General features: G+C 71.1%; 16 protein-coding genes and 2 riboswitches. Of the genes, 8 read left to right on the forward strand and 8 right to left on the reverse strand.

Annotation, left to right across the window (positions count from 1 at the left end; translation table 11 throughout):
- Window positions 1-2: 2 nt before the first annotated feature.
- A complete protein-coding gene (locus E4F25_RS04390; RefSeq protein ID WP_140909003.1) occupies window positions 3-1,259 on the reverse strand; it encodes a multidrug effflux MFS transporter in 1,257 nt (418 codons plus the stop codon).
- An 83-nt stretch (window positions 1,260-1,342) separates the two neighbouring features.
- On the opposite strand from E4F25_RS04390, the gene E4F25_RS04395 reads away from it, so the two are divergent.
- From E4F25_RS04395 to E4F25_RS04420, 6 genes are all read left to right on the forward strand, one after another.
- Window positions 1,343-2,242 (forward strand): pirin family protein, encoded by a 900-nt coding sequence (locus tag E4F25_RS04395; RefSeq protein WP_140909004.1) that lies wholly within the window; start codon window positions 1,343-1,345, stop codon window positions 2,240-2,242.
- A gap of 19 nt (window positions 2,243-2,261) precedes the next feature.
- A riboswitch (glycine riboswitch) is annotated at window positions 2,262-2,347 on the forward strand.
- 3 nt (window positions 2,348-2,350) lie between these two features.
- Window positions 2,351-2,452: riboswitch (glycine riboswitch) on the forward strand.
- 28 nt (window positions 2,453-2,480) lie between these two features.
- Window positions 2,481-5,381, forward strand: coding sequence for an aminomethyl-transferring glycine dehydrogenase (gene gcvP, locus E4F25_RS04400; RefSeq protein ID WP_140909005.1), 2,901 nt, complete (start codon window positions 2,481-2,483; stop codon window positions 5,379-5,381).
- 54 nt (window positions 5,382-5,435) lie between these two features.
- Window positions 5,436-5,753 (forward strand): thioredoxin family protein, encoded by a 318-nt coding sequence (locus tag E4F25_RS04405; protein ID WP_140909006.1) that lies wholly within the window; start codon window positions 5,436-5,438, stop codon window positions 5,751-5,753.
- Window positions 5,754-5,755: 2 nt separating this feature from the next.
- On the forward strand, window positions 5,756-6,307 hold the full coding sequence (locus tag E4F25_RS04410; RefSeq protein WP_140909007.1) for a cysteine hydrolase family protein: 552 nt from the start codon (window positions 5,756-5,758) through the stop codon (window positions 6,305-6,307).
- A gap of 151 nt (window positions 6,308-6,458) precedes the next feature.
- Window positions 6,459-7,214: a Crp/Fnr family transcriptional regulator gene (locus E4F25_RS04415; protein ID WP_181168198.1), complete on the forward strand. Its 756-nt coding sequence runs from the start codon at window positions 6,459-6,461 to the stop codon at window positions 7,212-7,214.
- Window positions 7,215-7,273: 59 nt separating this feature from the next.
- Window positions 7,274-7,465, forward strand: a complete 192-nt coding sequence (locus tag E4F25_RS04420) for a hypothetical protein (protein ID WP_140909009.1) — start codon at window positions 7,274-7,276, stop codon at window positions 7,463-7,465.
- Window positions 7,466-7,555: 90 nt separating this feature from the next.
- On the opposite strand, the gene E4F25_RS11445 is transcribed toward E4F25_RS04420, so the two are convergent.
- The 4 genes from E4F25_RS11445 to E4F25_RS04440 all read right to left on the reverse strand — a co-directional run bounded on the left by E4F25_RS11445 (window position 7,556) and on the right by E4F25_RS04440 (window position 11,194).
- A complete protein-coding gene (locus E4F25_RS11445; RefSeq protein WP_181168199.1) occupies window positions 7,556-8,014 on the reverse strand; it encodes a glycine zipper domain-containing protein in 459 nt (152 codons plus the stop codon).
- Window positions 8,015-8,148: 134 nt separating this feature from the next.
- The gene (locus E4F25_RS04430) at window positions 8,149-9,408 is read right to left on the reverse strand and encodes an NAD(P)/FAD-dependent oxidoreductase (protein ID WP_140909010.1); all 1,260 of its coding nucleotides are present in this window, start codon (window positions 9,406-9,408) and stop codon (window positions 8,149-8,151) included.
- 24 nt (window positions 9,409-9,432) lie between these two features.
- Window positions 9,433-10,713: a DUF418 domain-containing protein gene (locus E4F25_RS04435; RefSeq protein ID WP_140909011.1), complete on the reverse strand. Its 1,281-nt coding sequence runs from the start codon at window positions 10,711-10,713 to the stop codon at window positions 9,433-9,435.
- A 1-nt stretch (window position 10,714) separates the two neighbouring features.
- On the reverse strand, window positions 10,715-11,194 hold the full coding sequence (locus E4F25_RS04440) for an FKBP-type peptidyl-prolyl cis-trans isomerase (protein WP_140909012.1): 480 nt from the start codon (window positions 11,192-11,194) through the stop codon (window positions 10,715-10,717).
- 21 nt (window positions 11,195-11,215) lie between these two features.
- Between E4F25_RS04440 and E4F25_RS04445 the strand changes: the two genes are divergently transcribed.
- The gene (locus E4F25_RS04445; RefSeq protein ID WP_140909013.1) at window positions 11,216-11,758 is read left to right on the forward strand and encodes a C40 family peptidase; all 543 of its coding nucleotides are present in this window, start codon (window positions 11,216-11,218) and stop codon (window positions 11,756-11,758) included.
- A gap of 136 nt (window positions 11,759-11,894) precedes the next feature.
- Window positions 11,895-12,590, forward strand: coding sequence for a C40 family peptidase (locus E4F25_RS04450; RefSeq protein WP_246069746.1), 696 nt, complete (start codon window positions 11,895-11,897; stop codon window positions 12,588-12,590).
- Between the two features lie 9 nt (window positions 12,591-12,599).
- Here the strand turns inward: E4F25_RS04450 and E4F25_RS04455 are convergent, their stop codons facing one another.
- From E4F25_RS04455 to E4F25_RS04465, 3 genes are all read right to left on the reverse strand, one after another.
- Window positions 12,600-14,036, reverse strand: a complete 1,437-nt coding sequence (locus E4F25_RS04455) for a M16 family metallopeptidase (RefSeq protein ID WP_220433180.1) — start codon at window positions 14,034-14,036, stop codon at window positions 12,600-12,602.
- On the reverse strand, window positions 14,033-15,415 hold the full coding sequence (locus tag E4F25_RS04460) for a M16 family metallopeptidase (protein WP_140909014.1): 1,383 nt from the start codon (window positions 15,413-15,415) through the stop codon (window positions 14,033-14,035). Before E4F25_RS04460 ends, E4F25_RS04455 begins: the two co-directional genes overlap by 4 nt.
- A 98-nt stretch (window positions 15,416-15,513) precedes the next feature.
- The gene (locus E4F25_RS04465; RefSeq protein WP_140909015.1) at window positions 15,514-16,863 is read right to left on the reverse strand and encodes a dicarboxylate/amino acid:cation symporter; all 1,350 of its coding nucleotides are present in this window, start codon (window positions 16,861-16,863) and stop codon (window positions 15,514-15,516) included.
- Between the last annotated feature and the right edge of the window lie 45 nt (window positions 16,864-16,908).

The following is a 16,908-nucleotide window of genomic DNA, read 5'->3' on the forward strand; positions in this document are numbered from 1 at the left end:
CGCTACAGCCGTTCGGTGGGCTCGAGGGCGGCGGCGTACTCGGGGTCGCCGGGGGGCATGCGCGGGCCGGACCGCATCTCCCAGTGCCAGATCGCCCAGCCCAGGAACGCGAACAGCACCGCGCCCGACGCCAGCCACACCGGGTGGTCGCTCAGCAGCGGCGACAGCACGCCGGCGATCACGGCGTTGAACACCAGGCTGGTGAACGCCTGCAGCGACGACGCGCTGCCGCGCTGGCGCGGGTACATGTCGAGGATCGCCAGCGTCAGGATCGGGAACACCAGCGCCACGCCGAACGCGTTGAGCATCATCGGCAGCACCGCCCACGGCACCGCCGGCTGGTCCACCAGCAGGTTGTAGAGCAGGTTCGCCGCCACCGCGACGCCGCAGCAGGCGAAGCCCAGCCGCGTCTGCGCGGTCCCGCTGACGCGCCCGGCGATGCGCCCCGAGGTCCACGCGCCGACCATCATTCCGCCGATCATCGGCACGAAGAACCACGCGAACGCGTCCTGGCCCAGGCCGAGGATGTCCAGCACGAAGGCCGGCGCCGAGGCGATGTACAGGAACAGCGCGCCGAAGTTGAAGGTGCCGGCCGCCGCCAACCGCTGGAAACGCGGATTCAGGAAGATCCCCGCGTAGCCGCGGAGCAACTCGCGCGGCCGCGGCGCCAGCCGCTCGGCCGGCGGGTGCGTTTCCGGCAGCGCGCGCCAGGTGGCCAGCAGCAGCGCCGCCGAGAACGCGACCAGGAACCAGAAGATCATCGGCCAGTGGCTCCAGCCGAGGATCCAGCCGCCGATCACCGGTGCGATCGCGGGGGCGATGCCGAAGATCATCGACACCTGGCTCATCAGCCGTTGCGCGTCGTCGCCCTGCAGCACGTCGCGGATCACCGCGCGGCCGACGATCAGGCCGACGCCCGCCGACAGTCCCTGCAGCGCGCGGAACGCGAGCAGCGTCCCCAGGTCCGTGGACAGCGCGCAGCCGACCGTGGCCAACGTGAACACGCCGAGCCCGCCGAGGATCACGCGGCGCCGCCCGATCGCATCCGACAGCGGCCCGTGCACCACGCTCATCAGCGCGTAGGCGATCAGGTAGACGCTGATCGTCTGCTGCATCGCCAGCTTGTCCGCGCCCAGCGCCGCGCCCATCTCCGGGAACGCCGGGAAGATGGTGTCGATCGAGAACGGCCCGAACATGGCCAGCCCGCCGAGCAGCAGGGCCAGGCGGCGCAGCGGAATGGGCGGCGGGTTCGAAGGCATGAAGGCGCCATTGTCCGGTGCCGACGCGCTTCGCGCTATGGTGGCGTTGCCGCCGCGTGACGGCCGTCGCCCAGGGAGGAAGCATGATCCAGCGCATCATCGAGCAGCGCCGCAAGGACCTCGGCGGCGGCTTCGAGGTCGGCAGGGTGCTGCCGGTGCGCGGCCAGCGCATGGTCGGGCCCTTCATCTTCTTCGACCATATCGGGCCGACGACCTTCCCGCCGGGGATTCCGCGCGAGATCGACGTGCGCCCGCACCCGCACATCGGCCTGTCGACCGTGACCTACCTGTTCGAGGGCGAAATGATGCATCGCGACAGCGTCGGCTCCGAGCAGCCGATCCGTCCGGGCGAGGTCAACTGGATGACCGCCGGGCGCGGCATCACCCACTCCGAGCGCTTCGAGCAGGCGCGCGCCCACGGCGGGCCGATGCACGGCATCCAGTCGTGGGTGGCGCTGCCGGAGCGCGACGAGGAGAGCGACCCGGTCTTCGACCACTACGACGCCGGCGTGCTGCCGCAGGTGGAGGACGGCGGCCTGCGCGCGCGCCTGGTCGCCGGCACCGCCTGGGGCCTGGCCTCGCCGGTGCGCACCCATTCGCCGCTGTTCTACCTGCACTGCGAACTCGACGAGGGCGCCACCGTGCAGCTCCCGGACGAGCACCCGGAGCGCGCCGCCTACGTGGTCACCGGCGCGGTCGAGTCGGACGGGCAATGCCACGAGGCCGGGACCATGCTGGTGTTCGGCCCCGGTCCGGTCACGCTCACCGCCGCCTGCGGCCCGGCCCTGCTGATGCTGCTCGGCGGCGAGCCGCTGGGCGAGCGCTTCATCGAGTGGAACTTCGTGTCCTCGCGCAAGGAACGGATCGAGCAGGCCAAGGCCGACTGGCGGGCCGGCCGGATGAAGCTCCCGGACCTGGACAACGGCGAATGCATCCCGCTCCCCGGCGACCCGGAACGGACCCCACCCGAGCCCATGTCCTGACCTATAATCCCCCTGCAGCAACCAGCCGGTGGGAGAAGCGGGCCAGACCCGCTGCCGAAGGCGCAACGCCCGTAATCGCTCAGGCCCCAGCACCACCGGTTGCGAAAACTCTGGAGAGACCGGTGGCTTCCTCGAAGACTGCCGGCGCCGAAGGTGCACGAAGCGCGATCCCTCCCCCGGCGCTTCAAACTCTCAGGCAAAAGGACAGAGGGGCGCCCTTTCCCAACTGCCGCCCGCCATGACCAAGACTCCTGCTTCCCTGCGCTCGCTCGAGCACCACGACGCCTTCGTCGAGCGCCACATCGGCCCCAACGACGCCGAGATCGCGCACATGCTGCGCACGGTCGGCCACGACTCGCTCGATGCGATGACCGACGCCATCGTCCCCGGCTCGATCCGCATCCGCGAGCCGCTGGCGCTGCCGCCGCCGATGACCGAGGTCGACGCGCTGGCCAAGGTCCGCGCGATCGCGTCGAAGAACCAGGTGTTCCGCAGCTTCATCGGCCAGGGCTACTACGGCACCCACGTGCCGAACGTCATCCTGCGCAACATCCTCGAGAACCCGGCCTGGTACACCGCGTACACGCCGTACCAGGCGGAGATCTCGCAGGGACGCATGGAAGCGCTGATCAACTTCCAGACCATGTGCGCCGACCTCACCGGCATGGAGATCGCCAACGCCTCGCTGCTCGACGAGGCCACCGCCTGCGCCGAGGCGATGACCCTGGCGCGCCGCTCCAGCCGCGCGAAGTCGAACGTGTTCGGCGTCTCCAGCGGCCTGCACCCGCAGTCCATCGAGGTGATCCGCACCCGCGCCGAGCCGCTCGGCATCGAGGTGGCGGTGGCGCCGGACGCCGACCTCGCGGCGATGGACTGCTTCGGGGTGATGCTGCAATACCCGGACACCTTCGGCGCGGCCCATGACTACGCCGCGCTTGCCGAGGCGGTGCACGGCCGTGGCGGCTTGGTGTGCGTGGCCGTCGACCTGCTGGCACTGACCCTGCTGAAGTCCCCCGGCGAATGGGGCGCCGACATCGTGGTCGGCAACACCCAGCGCTTCGGCGTGCCCTACGGCTTCGGCGGCCCGCACGCCGCGTTCATGGCCTGCCGCGACGCCTACAAGCGCTCGATGCCCGGCCGCCTGATCGGCGTCTCGGTGGACGCCGAGGGCCAGCACGCCTACCGCCTGACCCTGCAGACCCGCGAGCAACACATCCGCCGCGAGAAGGCGACCTCCAACATCTGCACCGCGCAGGTGTTGCTGGCGGTGATGGCCTCGATGTACGCGGTCTACCACGGTCCCGAGGGCCTGGTCCGCATCGCCCGCCGCACGCACCGCCTGGCCGCGATCCTGGCCGCCGCGATCCGCAGGTCCGGCGCCCACGTCGGCGACGGCTTCTTCGACACCCTGCACGTGACCAACGTCGATGCCGCCGCGATCCACGCGAAGGCGGAAGCGCTGCGCATCAACCTGCGATCGATAGACGACCGCTCGCTCGGCATCAGCCTCGACGAGACCAGCACCCGCGGCGACATCGTCGCGCTGGCCTCGCTGTTCGGCGTGGACCTGGACGTGGACGCGCTCGACGGCGAGACCCCGGACGCGCTGCCGGCCGGCCTGCTGCGCGAGTCGAAGTTCATGCAGCACCCGGTGTTCAACACCCACCACAGCGAGCACGAGCTGCTGCGCTACATGCGCGCGCTGGCCGACAAGGACCTGGCGATGGATCGCACCATGATCCCGCTGGGCTCGTGCACGATGAAGCTCAACGCCACGGCCGAGATGATTCCGATCACCTGGCCCGAGTTCGCCAACATCCACCCGCTGGCGCCGGCCGACCAGGCGCTCGGCTACAAGGAGCTGATCGACGGGCTCGAGGCGATGCTGGTCGAGGTCACCGGCTACGATGCGGTCAGCCTGCAGCCGAACTCCGGCGCGCAGGGCGAGTACGCCGGCCTGCTCGCGATCCGCGCCTACCACCGCGCCCGCGGCGAGCCGCAGCGCGACGTCTGCCTGATCCCCGAGTCGGCGCACGGCACCAACCCGGCCTCGGCCCAGCTCTGCGGCATGCGCGTGGTGGTGACCAAGTGCGACGCCAACGGCAACGTCGACGTCGAGGACATCCGCGCCAACGCCGAGAAGTATTCCGACCGGCTCGCCGCGATCATGATGACCTACCCGTCCACGCACGGCGTGTTCGAGGAGGACGTGGTCGAGATCTGCGAGATCGTGCACGCGCACGGCGGCCAGGTGTACACCGACGGCGCCAACATGAACGCCCTGTGCGGCGTGGCCAAGCCCGGCAAGTGGGGTTCGGACGTCTCGCACCTCAACCTGCACAAGACCTTCTGCATCCCGCACGGCGGCGGCGGCCCCGGCGTCGGCCCCTGCGCGGTCAAGGCGCACCTGGCGCCGTTCCTGCCCTCGACCGGTCCGCGCGACGGCGAGCAGCTCGGCCCCGGCGTGGGCATGGTCTCGGCCGCCGCCTTCGGCTCGGCCAGCATCCTGCCGATCAGCTGGATGTACATCGCGATGATGGGCGCCTCGGGCCTGCACCGCGCCACCCAGGTCGCGCTGCTCAACGCCAACTACGTGGCCAAGCGGCTCGCGCCCTACTACGAGACCCTGTACACCGGCCGCAACGGGCTGGTCGCGCACGAGTGCATCCTCGACCTGCGCCCGCTCAAGGACAGCACCGGCGTCTCCGCCGAGGACGTGGCCAAGCGCCTGATCGACTTCGGCTTCCACGCCCCGACCCTGAGCTTCCCGGTCGCCGGCACGCTGATGGTCGAGCCGACCGAATCCGAGTCGCTGGCCGAGCTGGACCGCTTCTGCGACGCCATGATCCAGATCCGCGAGGAGATCCGCGCGATCGAGGACGGCCGCATGGACCGCGAGGACAACCCGCTCAAGCACGCCCCGCACACCGCGGCGCAGGTGTCGGCGAGCGAGTGGACCCACGCCTACCCGCGCGAGCTGGCGGCGTTCCCGCTGCCCTCGCTCAAGCTGCAGAAATACTGGCCGCCGGTGGCGCGCGTGGACAACGTCTACGGCGACAAGAACGTGTTCTGCTCGTGCGTCCCGATCAACGAGTTCAAGGGCGAAATCGAGGCGTTCAGCGAACCGAACGTTTCCTGACCGGGCGCGCGGGGCTTCACGGCATGCTGAACGGGGCGGCGTGATGCTGGCCCCATGAAGCCCTATTCACCCGAGCAGCCGGAACGCAGCGAGATCGCCGCCCTCGCCGGGCCGATGGTGCTCGAGTTCGGCACCAACTGGTGCGGCTACTGCCGCGCCGCGCAGCCGCTGGTCGAACGCGCGCTCGCCGACTACCCAAGCGTCGGCCACCTGAAGGTCGAGGACGGGCCCGGCCGCGTGCTGGGGCGTTCGTTCCGGGTCAAGCTGTGGCCGACCCTGGTGTTCCTGCGCGACGGCCAGGAGCTGGCACGGGTGGTGCGCCCCACCAGCGCGGGCAGCCTCGCCGCCGCCCTCGACCGCATCACCGCCTGAGCATGCCCGCCGCGTCACCCGGGAAGTCGGCGCTGTTGATCGTGGACATGATCAACCCGATGGACTTCCCGGGCGCGGACCGGCTGCTGCGCCAGGCGCTGCCGATGCTGCCCGCGCTCGCGCGGCTCAAGCGCCGGCTCAAGGCGCGCGGGGTGCCGGTGATTTACTGCAACGACAACTTCACCCACTGGCTGTCCGACTTCCGCGAGCTGGTCGCGATCTGCAGCCAGCCGGATTCGCCCGGGGCGCCGCTGGCCGAGGCAATCCCCCCGGAACACGACGATTACCTGGTGCTCAAGCCGAAGCACTCGGCCTTCCTCGCCACCCCGCTGGAAATCCTGCTCGCGCAGCTCGGGGTCGAGCACGTGGTGGTGACCGGCATCGCCGGCGACGGCTGCGTGCTGACCACCGCCGCCGACGCCCACATGCGCGACCTGCGGGTGAGCGTGCCCCCGGACTGCTGCGCATCCATCACCCGCGCGCGCAACGATCGCGCGCTGCGCGTGCTGCGCGAGGCCATGCAGCTCGACACCCGCGCCTCGCGGTCGCTGTAGGGCGCGAATCACGCCGCCGACGCGTTGCTGAATGCTTCACGCGGTCGCGCGCGCCACGGCGCCCGAATTCACCTCTCGTCCCGCCTGCCCTGCACACTCTGTGGCCAGGCCGGAGCCTGTTCATGTCCGGCCCTTCCCCACTCCCGGAGACATGTCCCTGTCCGCGATCGCACCAGTACGACCCCAAGCGTCCTCCAGCCGCCTGCTGGCCCGCCTTCCGAAGGCGCTGTGCCTGCGCCTGGCGCCGGACCTGCGCCATGTCCTCCTCGAGGCCGGTCGGGTGCTGATGGAGTCCGGCCCCGGCAGGGACGAAGCGACCTGCGACGGCCACGTCTATTTCCTGCGCAGCGGGACCGTGTCCGTCCGCTACACCACCATGGACGGCGAGACCGGGGAAATCCTGAGCATCGGCAACGAGGGCATGGTCGGCGTGAGCCCGCTGACCGGGACCGCGCACGCCGCCACCCGGGTCGTGGTCCAGTCCGGCGGCGATGCGCTGGCGATGCGCGCCGAGGTGATGGAACGCGAGTTCCGGCTGGGCGGACCGTTCCAGGACATGGTCCTGCGCCACACACGTTGGCTGCTGGCGCAGCTCACCCAGGTGGCGATCTGCAACCGCCACCACACGATCGAGAAACAGCTGTGCCGCTGGATGCTGCTCGGGTTCGAGCGCCAGGGCGGCGGCATCCTGCGCGTGACCCACGAAGCGGTGGCCAACCTGCTCGGCGTGCGCCGCGAGGGCGTGACAGAGGCGGTCAGCAGGCTGCAGGGCGCTGGTGCGATCAGCTATGGCCGCGGATGGATCCGGCTCGACGACCGCGAGGCGCTGGAACTGCACGCCTGCGAGTGCTCGCGCCTGCTGCACGAGGATTACCACCGCCTGTGCGAAGGCCCGGCTTTCGCGTGAAGGCGGTGTGTGCGGTATCGCACTGAAGCCGTCGTTCAAGCGCGGTTAATGTCGCCGGCATGCGCGACCACTTGCCCCTGCCCGCGATGCTCGAGGCCATCCTGGATGCCGCGCGGGAGAAGTTCCCCGGCAATGAATGGCCGGAGGTGGAAGTCCACCTGCACAAGGCCTGGAACGCGGTGGCCCACGACACGCCGTGGGAAGTCGTGCGCGCGGGCGCGAGGCGTGCCTGGGAAGAAGCCCGGGAGTAGCGCGACGGCGGAGACGCAAAAGGCCCCGCGTATGTCGGGGCCCTTCGCATCCGGCGCAGCGGCTCGAACAGGGAGCCGTTCCGGAACGGCTTAGCGGCCGTCGCGGTCCGCGTCGCCCGGCACCGCGCGCTCGATGTAGTGCCAACCATCGCGCACCGCGCCCTTGGCGTCATTCCACGCCATCCGCGACTGCCCGCGCGCCGACTCCCAGTCGCGCTCGAGCTGCGGTTCGACGTCCTCGAAGCGCTGGCCCTGGTACTCGCCGTAGCGGTTGTAGCCGTACTGGTACGCCGGCTGGTAATCGTTCCAGTTGTAGCGGTCGCTGTAGTACGGCGTGCTCGAGTAGGTCTGTTGCCAGTGGCGGTCGTACTCCTCCGGGTTCACCGACTCGGCGATCGCGCCGCCGGCGGTATAACCGGCCACGCCGCCGATCACCGCGCCCGCCGCCGTACCGACCGGACCGGCCGCGGAACCGATCGCGCCACCGGCCACCGCGCCGGCCACGGCGCCCGTGCCCTTGCCTACGTTGTGTTCGTTCTCGTTCGCCATGGGGGAAACTCCTGTCGTTGGGTCGTGGCTTGATTGCCACGCCACAGGTTGCGCGAACGCACATCGTTCCAACGTGAAGCACGCACGCCGGAAGCTTGCCGATTCAGGTTTGCGCGCGCATCCGCGCGCACGCGTCAGCGCCCGAAACGCTCCAGGCGATACGGCGCCGGATCCAGTGCCGGTGTCTCGCCGGTCACGAGGTCGGCGAGCAGCCGCGACGTGGCGACGCTCATGCTGACGCCGAGCATCCCGTGCCCGGTCGCGAGCCATTGCCGGCGCCGCCCCGGAACCGCGCCGATTACCGGCACGTCGTCCACCATCATCGGCCGCCAGCCGTACCACTCCTCGCGCTTCACCGGGCCCACTGCTTCGTGCAGGTACTCGCGCGCCGCGCGCTCCAGCGCATCGAGGCGGCGGCGGTTGAGGGTGGTGTCGAAGCCGGAGAACTCCATCGTGCTGCCGAGCCGGTAGCCGCTCTCCCACACGCTCACGCAGACACTGCGCTCCTGCAGCGTCAGCGGCCGCTTCGGCGCCAGCGCCGGGCGGTCGTAGGTGATCGAGTAGCCCTTGCCGGGCTGCATCAGGCTGGCAAGACGCGGCAGCTTCAGGCTGCGCGCCAGCTTCGGCGACCAGGCGCCGACCGCCAGCACCACGTCGCCGGCCAGGAACTCGCCGGTGGTCGTGGACACGCGCACGCCGTCGCCCGATTCGTCGATTCCGCGCACCTCGCTGTATTCCACCAGCGAGCCGCCGGCCTGCTGCAGCGCGCGCGCCAGTCCGGCCGCGTAGCGGTCGGGTCGCAGGCTGGCGTCGCCAGGGAAGCGCACCGTGGCGACCACGCCCGGCAGCACCGCCGGTTCCTGGCGCTCGTAGTCGGCGCCGTCGATCACTTCGCTGGCGACGCCGATCCCGGCCAGCGCCTCGAGCCCGGGCAGGTAGTCCTGCAGCTCGCGCTCGGTGCGGAACACGTGGTCGGTGCCGGTCTCGGCGAAATGGCAGTCGATGCCGTGGCTTGCGATCCACTCGGGGAAGGCTTCGCGCGAGGCTTGCAGCAGCGCGATCCTGGCCGCGGCGCTGCGCATCATCATGTTGGCGTTGCAGCGCCCGGCGAAGCGCAGCAGCCACGACCAGAGCACCGGGTCGATGCGCGGCTTCATGTACAGCGGCGCGTCGGGGACCAGCATCCAGCGCAAGGCCTTGCCCACCGCGCCGGGCGCCGCCAGTGGCAGCGCATGGCTCGGCGTGAGCGTGCCGCAGTTGCCGTGCGAGCTGCCGCCGGCGATCCGCCCGGCGTCCACCACCCGCACCTGCTTCCCCCTCTCCGCCAGGGCCAGGCCACAGGCCAGCCCCACCACCCCGCCGCCTACGACGAGGACGTCATCGCGAGTTCCCATTTGCGAAGTGTAACGATCGCGCGGTCACGCGGGCAGTGCCTGGGCGCGTCGCATCGGCGGGAACCGGAGGTAGGTCGCGGAACGCCACAGCCATTCCACCGGCCCGTAGCGGAAGCGCCGCAGCCACCAGTGCGAGGCCGCCACCTGGGCCGCGAACACCAGCAGCACCAGCAGCAGCTGCGCCGCGCGGCCCATGCCCCACAGCCCCAGGCCGTAGCCGTGGAACAGCAGGATGCCGACCAGCGACTGCAGCAGGTAGTTGGTCAGCGCCATGCGTCCGGCCGGGGCCAGCAGCCCCAGTACGCGCCGCATCGGGCCGTGGAAGGCCAGCACCAGCGCGCCGATGTAGCCCAGGCTCGCCGGCAGCGCGCCGAGGGTGTCGAGCGCGAGCGCCAGCTGGAAGCGCGCGTCGTTGACGCCGCGCACGTGGGTGGTCTCGATCGCCGCGCCGACGAGCGCCAGGCCGAGGCCGACCGGGATCCCCACCAGGGCCATGCGCCGGAACACGGGCAGGTGCGCGGCCGGCTCGCGCATGATGCCGGAGCGGACCAGCCAGGCGCCGACCAGGAACACGCCGAGCACGATCACCGCGAAGAACGAGTTGATCGCGAGCTGGCGCGGCAGCTCCTGCAGGCGCCAGGCCACCGCGTCGCCATAGCTCCCGGCCTGCATCACTTCGGTCTCGCCGGCGATGCGCGCCTCGACTTCGGCGATCTGCCGGGCCTGCTCCGCCTGCTGTTCGGGGGCGAGCTGGAAGTCGCCGGCAAGCGAGGCCGCGGCCGCCGCCAGCATCAGCGCGAACGGCAGCACGTACAGCACCACGCCGGTGTTGCGGATACCGCGCGCCGGCCCCTCGGCAAAGGCCCTTCGCCAGATCGCATGCACCACGAGCAGCAGCAGCGCGCCGACCGCGTAGCTGTACAGGATGTCGCCGCCCCACAGCAGCACGAAATGCGCCAGCCCGAACAACCCCAGCACCAGCGTGCGCCGCAGGTAGGGCCAGGCGAACGGGGCGCCGCGCGCCTCCGCCCGCCCGAGCATCACCGCGAAGCCCATCCCGAACAGCAGCGAGAACATGGTCCAGAACTTGCCGCGCACGAACACGTGCACGAACCAGGCGGCCCAGTGGTCGAGGCCGCTGGTACCAGGGACCATGCCGCTGTCGAGGTCGGCCAGCGCGCGCCCGAAGAACTCGACGTTCATCAGGAAGATGCCGAGCAGCGCGAAGCCGCGGACGACATCCAGGGTGACGATGCGCTCGCCCTCGCCGACCGGCGTCAGCACGGTGGCGGCCCCGGCGGCCATGTCAGTGGTGGTGCCCGCCCTCGCCGTGCACGTGGCCGTGCTCGATCTCCTCGGGCGTTGCCTCGCGCACGTCGACGATCTCGACGTCGAAGTGCAGGTCCTTGCCGGCCATCGGGTGGTTGAGGTCCACGTCCACCACGCTCATGCCCACCTTCTGGATGGTCACCGGGCGCGGGCCGAAGTTGGTGTTGAGCACCACCTGCATCCCCGGTGCGAGCTTCGCGTCGCGGAAATGCTTCTTCGGCACGCGCTGGGTCATGCCCTCGCGCTTCTCGCCGTAGGCCTCGGCCGCGGGCACGTCCACCTCGAAGCGGTCGCCCGCCTCGCGCCCTTCCATCGCCTTCTCCAGCCCCGGGATGATGTTGCCGTGCCCGGCGAGGATCGCCAGCGGCTCGCGCCCCTCGGAACTCTCCACGTCGCCGCCGTCCTTGACGGACACGGCGTAATGGAAGCGGACGACGCGGTCTTTCTCGATCTTCATGGCTGGGCTAGGATCCTGCGAATGGGGACGCATTATCCGGGCAAGGCCGGCTGCATGCCAAACCCGCTCGCGCGCGGCGCGGCGGCGGCGTGCCTGCTTGCGCTGCTCGCCGGCTGTGGTGGCGGCGAGCGCGTGCGCGCCGCGGCACCCCCGCCAGCGGCCCGCGCCGACGCCATGCCCACCGACCCCGCCGCCGCCAACGCCGTGCTGATGCGCGCGATCAGCCTGGTCGGCACGCCCTACCGCTACGGCGGCAACACGCCGGAGGGCGGCTTCGACTGCAGCGGGCTGGTCAACTACGTCTACCGCGACATGCTCGACCTGCGGCTGCCACGCACCTCGCGCGCGCTGGCCGAGTTCCAGGGCCCGCGCATCGCGCCCGAGCGCCTCGCGTCCGGCGACCTGGTGTTCTTCGGCAGCGGGGGCAGCGTCACCCACGTCGGAATCTACGTCGGCGACGGCCGCTTCGTGCACGCGCCCAGCACCGGCGGCACCGTGCGCCTGGACCGGCTCGACGGACCCTACTGGCGCAACCATTACAGCGGCGCGAAGCGGGTCCTTTGAGGTCCCCTGACGCTTCTACATCACTGAATGCGCTAGCAATTTCCCGGTCGTTCTTCACGCGGCGCTAACGGAATCTGAACCTGTTCGGGCGCTGCGTCCGTCACCATCACGCCCTGCTCACCAGAGTCGACAGCGCGTGACGAAACCCGACCAGCGCACCGGCCGCCGCGCCTCCCGCCCAGGTTCCTGCCTCCTGTTCTGCCTGCTCGCCCTCGCCGCTTCGCCGGCGCTGGCCCAGGACGCCGCCTCCACCGGAGGCACGGCGACCGCCCTGCAGGCCAATGCCATAGCCGCCGTGGTGCCCGCGGCGCTGTCGGCGCCGGCAGTCCCGGCCGCCGCCGCCATTCCGGCGATGCCTGACGCGGACGCGGAGGCTGCCAGTACCGCTTCGCCGGCGCCCGCCACCGCGGCAGCCTCCACGGTTGCCGAGCCGAAGGCCAAGGACGCGCCCGAGCCGGCGCGCATCCAGAGCGTGCTCAAGCGCGCGCTGGCCCTGCTCGGCACGCCCTACCGCTGGGGCGGCACCACCACCGCCGGCTTCGACTGCAGCGGGCTGGTCGGCTACGTGTTCCGCACCACCCTGGGCATCGAGCTGCCGCGCGTCTCCCGCGACATGGCCAAGACCGGCCAGGTCGTCGAGCGTTCGCACATGTCCCCGGGCGACCTGGTGTTCTTCGGCCGCCGCGGCCGCGTGGACCACGTCGGCATCTACTTGGGCGGCGGCCGCTTCGTGCATGCACCGCGCACCGGGCGCGACGTCACCGTGTCGTCGCTCGAGGACGGCTACTGGGGCCGCAAGTTCCTGGAGGCGCGTCGCGTCGCGGGAATCTGACGCCGCGCCCTAACGCGGCGGGCCGAACTCGCCGAAGGGCTCGAGCTGGCCGGCGATCGCGCCGCCATCCCCGACCACCACGATCGACTGCTGGCGCGGATCCCAGTACTTGCGCGCCATCGCCTGCACCGTGGCCGCGTCCACCTGGCGGATCATCGGCACGTAGCGGCCGAGGAAGTCCGCGGGCAGCCCCGACATCCAGTTGCTCGCCAGCGAGCCCGCCACCGCGCCCTGGAGCTGGTTGGTGATCAGGTAGCCGCCGGCGACGTAGCGCTTGGTGTCCTCCAGCTCCTGCGCCGGCACCGGCTCGTCGGCGAGCCGCTCGAACTCGCTGAAGAACTCCGACAGCGCCGCCCCGGTGACCTCGTTGCGCACGTCGGCCCCGGCCTGCAGGCGGCCGCCGTTGCGGGACGCGGCCAGGTAGGCGCTGGCGCCGTAGGTATAGCCCTTGTCCTCGCGCAGGTTCTGGTTGACGCGGCTGCTGAAGCCGCCGCCGAGCACGGTGCTGGCGAGCTGCATGGGCACGTAGTCGGGATCGGTCGCGGGGATCGCGGGCCGGCCGATGCGGATGGTGGACTGCACGCTGCCGTCGCGCTGCACCAGCACCCGCGCCGGCGGCGCCTCGCGCCTGGCGACGGGCGCCTCGGGCAGCGCGTCGCCGCTGGCCTGCCAATCGCCGAAGGCCTGTTCGGCCAGGCGCAGGGCGTCGTCGGCGCCGATGCGGCCGGCCACCACCAGCAATGCGCGGTCGGGACGGAAGCGGGCCGCATGCGCGGCGCGCAGCGCCTCCGGGGTGGCGGCGGCGATGCCGGCCTCGGTCGGCTGCGTGCGGGCGTAGGGGTGGTCGCCGTAGACAGCGGCCAGCAGCGCGCGCGTCGCGCGGAAGCCGGGCTGCGATTCGGACGCCTTCAGCTGCTGCAGCGCGTTGGCCTGCTGCAGGCGGACCTCGTCGGCGGGGAACGCGGGCTGCAGCGCGACTTCCGCGAGCAGCGCCAGCATCCCCGCGGCGTGCGACGGCAGCGCGTTGGCGCTCACGGTGATGCCGTCGGCGCCGGCGCCGGCGCCAATGCCGCCGCCGAAGCCCTGGGCGGTCTCGGCGATCGCGCGCGAATCGCGTCGCGTGGTGCCCTCGGGGAGCATTCCCGCGAGCATGTCGGCGAACCCGGCGGCGTCGGCGGGATCCGCCGCGTTGCCGGCGCCGCGCACGGCGAGCACGAAGTCCACGCGCGGCACGCCGTCGCGCGGCACCACCCACACGGTGAGGCCGTTGTCGAGCGTGCGCTGCACGATCTCCGGCACCGGCAGCGGCTTGTCCGGCGCGAACGGCGGCAGTTCCTTCGGCAGCGGTGCATCTTGGCCGGCGTGCGCGGCGGTCGCCGCCAGCAGCGAGAGCGCGCAGGCGAGCGCGGTGCGGCGCAGGACGGTGGTCGCGGTCTTCATGCTCATGGGGTCTGCTCCTGCTTGCGCGCGGCCAGCATGGCCTCGGGCACGCGGTCGATGACGGTGCGGTTGCTGCTCGCCAGGTAGGTGCGCGCCACGCGCTGCAGGTCGGCGGAGGTCACCGCCTCGATCCAGCCCGGGATGCGGTTGACCACGTTGGCGTCGCCCCACAGGGTCTGCAGCTTGGCCAGGCGGTCGGCGCGGCTCATGAAGAACTCGAGGCCGTCGTACCAGTCGGCGAGCATGCGGGTCTTGACCCGCGCGAGCTCGTCGTCGCCCACGCCTTCGGCGGCGACCTTGGCGATCTCCTCGTCCATCGCGGCGAGCAGCGCGTCGGCGGTGGCGCCGGGCTTGTACAGCGCGAACACGGTGAACAGGGTCGGGCCGTCGTAGGTCCAGGCGTCGGTCAGGCCGTACAGCGAATCCACGTTGAGCGCGAGCTCGCGGCCCTTGACCAGGCCCTGGTAGAAGCGCGAGGCGTCGCCGCCGGCGAGCACGTCGCCGAGCACCGCCATTGCCGCCTGGTCCCTGCTGCCGCGGTCCGGCATCTTCCAGGCCGCCGCGATCGCGGGCACCTGCGCCAGCGCGTCGCCCTGGACCACGCGCTTCTCTTGCGTGTTGAGGCCTTCGGCATAGTCGGGCTCGGGCGGGGTCGGCCGCGCCGGGATGCCGCCGAAGTACTTCTCGGCCAGCGCGAAGCCCTGCTCCGGGGTGATGTCGCCGGCGATGCCGAGCACCGCGTTGTTGGGACCGTAGTAGTCGCGGTGGAAGGCGGCCACGTCCTCGAGGCTGGCGTTCTCCAGGTCCTCGAAGCTGCCGTAGCCGTCGTGGTTGTTCTCCCACTTGGAGAACGCGTGCTGGCCGATGTCGATCCACATGAAGCCGCCGTAGGGCTGGTTCTTCACGTTGACCCGGATCTCCTCCTTGACCACGTCCTGCTGGTTCTTCAGCGTGACCGGGTTGAAGTCGAGGGTCTTCATGCGGTCGGCCTCGAGCCACAGGATCGACTCCAGCGCCGACACCGGCGCGACCTCGATGTAGTTGGTGAAGTCGGCGCGGGTGGAGCCGTTGTTGCGGCCGCCGCCGCCGGTGATCACGCGGTCGAAGGTGCCCTCGGGGGCGTTCGGCGTGCCCTCGAACATCAGGTGCTCGAACAGGTGCGCGAAGCCGGTGCGATCGCGCGGCTCCAGGCGCATGCCGACGTGGTAGACGACGCTCACGCCCACGGTGGGCGAACTGTGGTCCTCGGACACCACGACGGTGAGGCCGTTGTCGAGCGTCCGGACCGCCACCGGTACCGTCCAGTGGTCGGCTTCGGTGGCGCCGGCCGCCGGGGAAGCCGCCAGCAGTCCGGCCAGCAGGAAGGCGAAGTGCCGCATGCGCATGGGTCGATCCCCGTGGAAAGTGCAGCCACGCTAGCGCCCGGCCGCGCGCCTGCCCATCGCCCGGAAGTCATGCCCCCTCTCGCCGGGTGGCAGTGACGCTATGCGGCGTCGCGCACCGGATGCGACTCGGCGGCCTCGCCCTCGGCCACGCCGAGGTTGCTGGAGGCGGCCTCGTAGGTCTCGCGGTCGAGCAACCCGGTCTCGCGCGCCACAAGCACCGGCACCAGCATCTGACCGGTGACGTTGGTCATGGTGCGCATCATGTCGAGCACGCGGTCGATCGCGTACAGGTAGCCGATCGCTTCCAGCGGCAGGCCGGCCGCGCTCAGCACCACGGTCGCCATCACCACCGCGGTGCCCGGCACGCCGGCGGTACCGAAGCTGCCCAGCACCGAGGCCAGCATCACCACCAGGTACTGGTCGGCGGTCATCGGCACGCCGGTGTACTGGGCGATGAAGATCGCCGCCAGCGCCGGGTAGATCGCGCCGCAGCCATCCATCTTGATGCTCGCCCCCAGCGGCACCGCGAACGCGGCGTAGTCGCGGTCCACGCCGAGGTTGTGGGTCACGCTGCGCAACGCCGCCGGCAGCGAGGCGAAGCTCGACGAACTGACGAACGCGACCTGCATGCCGCCGGCGGCGCCGCGGAAGAACTTCAGCGGATTGAGGCCGTGCGCCACCAGCAGGCCGCCGTAGACGAACACGATGTGGATCGCGCAGGCGATGTACAGCGCGATCACGAAGCTGCCCAGCGGCAGCAGCTTCTCGAAGCCGTAGCTGCCGACCAGCGCGGCGATCAGGCCGAAGGTGCCGATCGGGGTCACCTCGAGCACGAAGCGGGTGACCTGGATCATCAGCTCGCTGGCCTCGCCGGCGAGCTTGCGCGCCATCGCCACGCGCTCTCCCAGCTTGACCATCGCGAAGCCGACCAGCGCGGCGATGAAGATCACCGGCAGGATCGAGCCCTTGCCCGCGGCCAGCACCGTCTCCCCGGCCGCGTTGGTGGTCTCGCCGATGCCGGTGAGCGCGTAGAACGCGTTCGACGGCACCACGTCCATCAGCACCTGGACCGGGTCCGGCACCACCTTGGGCACGTAGTCGGAGGCGATGGTCAGCGCGCCGACGCCGACGCCGGGCTGCATCACCGTGCCCACCGCCAGGCCCACGCCCACCGCCAGCATCGCGGTGAACGCGAACCACGCGAACGTGCGCCCGCCCAGCGCGACCATGGACTTCTGCCCGTGCAGCGAGGACACCGCGTGGATCACCGCGAAGAACACCAGTGGCGCGGCGATGAGCTTGATCAGGGTGACGTAGAGGTCGCCGAACGGACCGAACCAGGTGTCCGCGGCGGGGCCGAAGGCCCAGCCCGCCAGCGCGCCCAGCACGAAGCCGGCTAGCACGCGTTGCCAGAACGGAATGCGGAACCACGCCTTGACCAGTCTCATCGGTGGAATGTAACGCAATGGGGCGATAATGCGCGGCACGCCACC

The organism is Cognatiluteimonas lumbrici, from assembly GCF_006476065.1.
In the GTDB taxonomy this organism is placed as follows: domain Bacteria; phylum Pseudomonadota; class Gammaproteobacteria; order Xanthomonadales; family Xanthomonadaceae; genus Cognatiluteimonas; species Cognatiluteimonas lumbrici.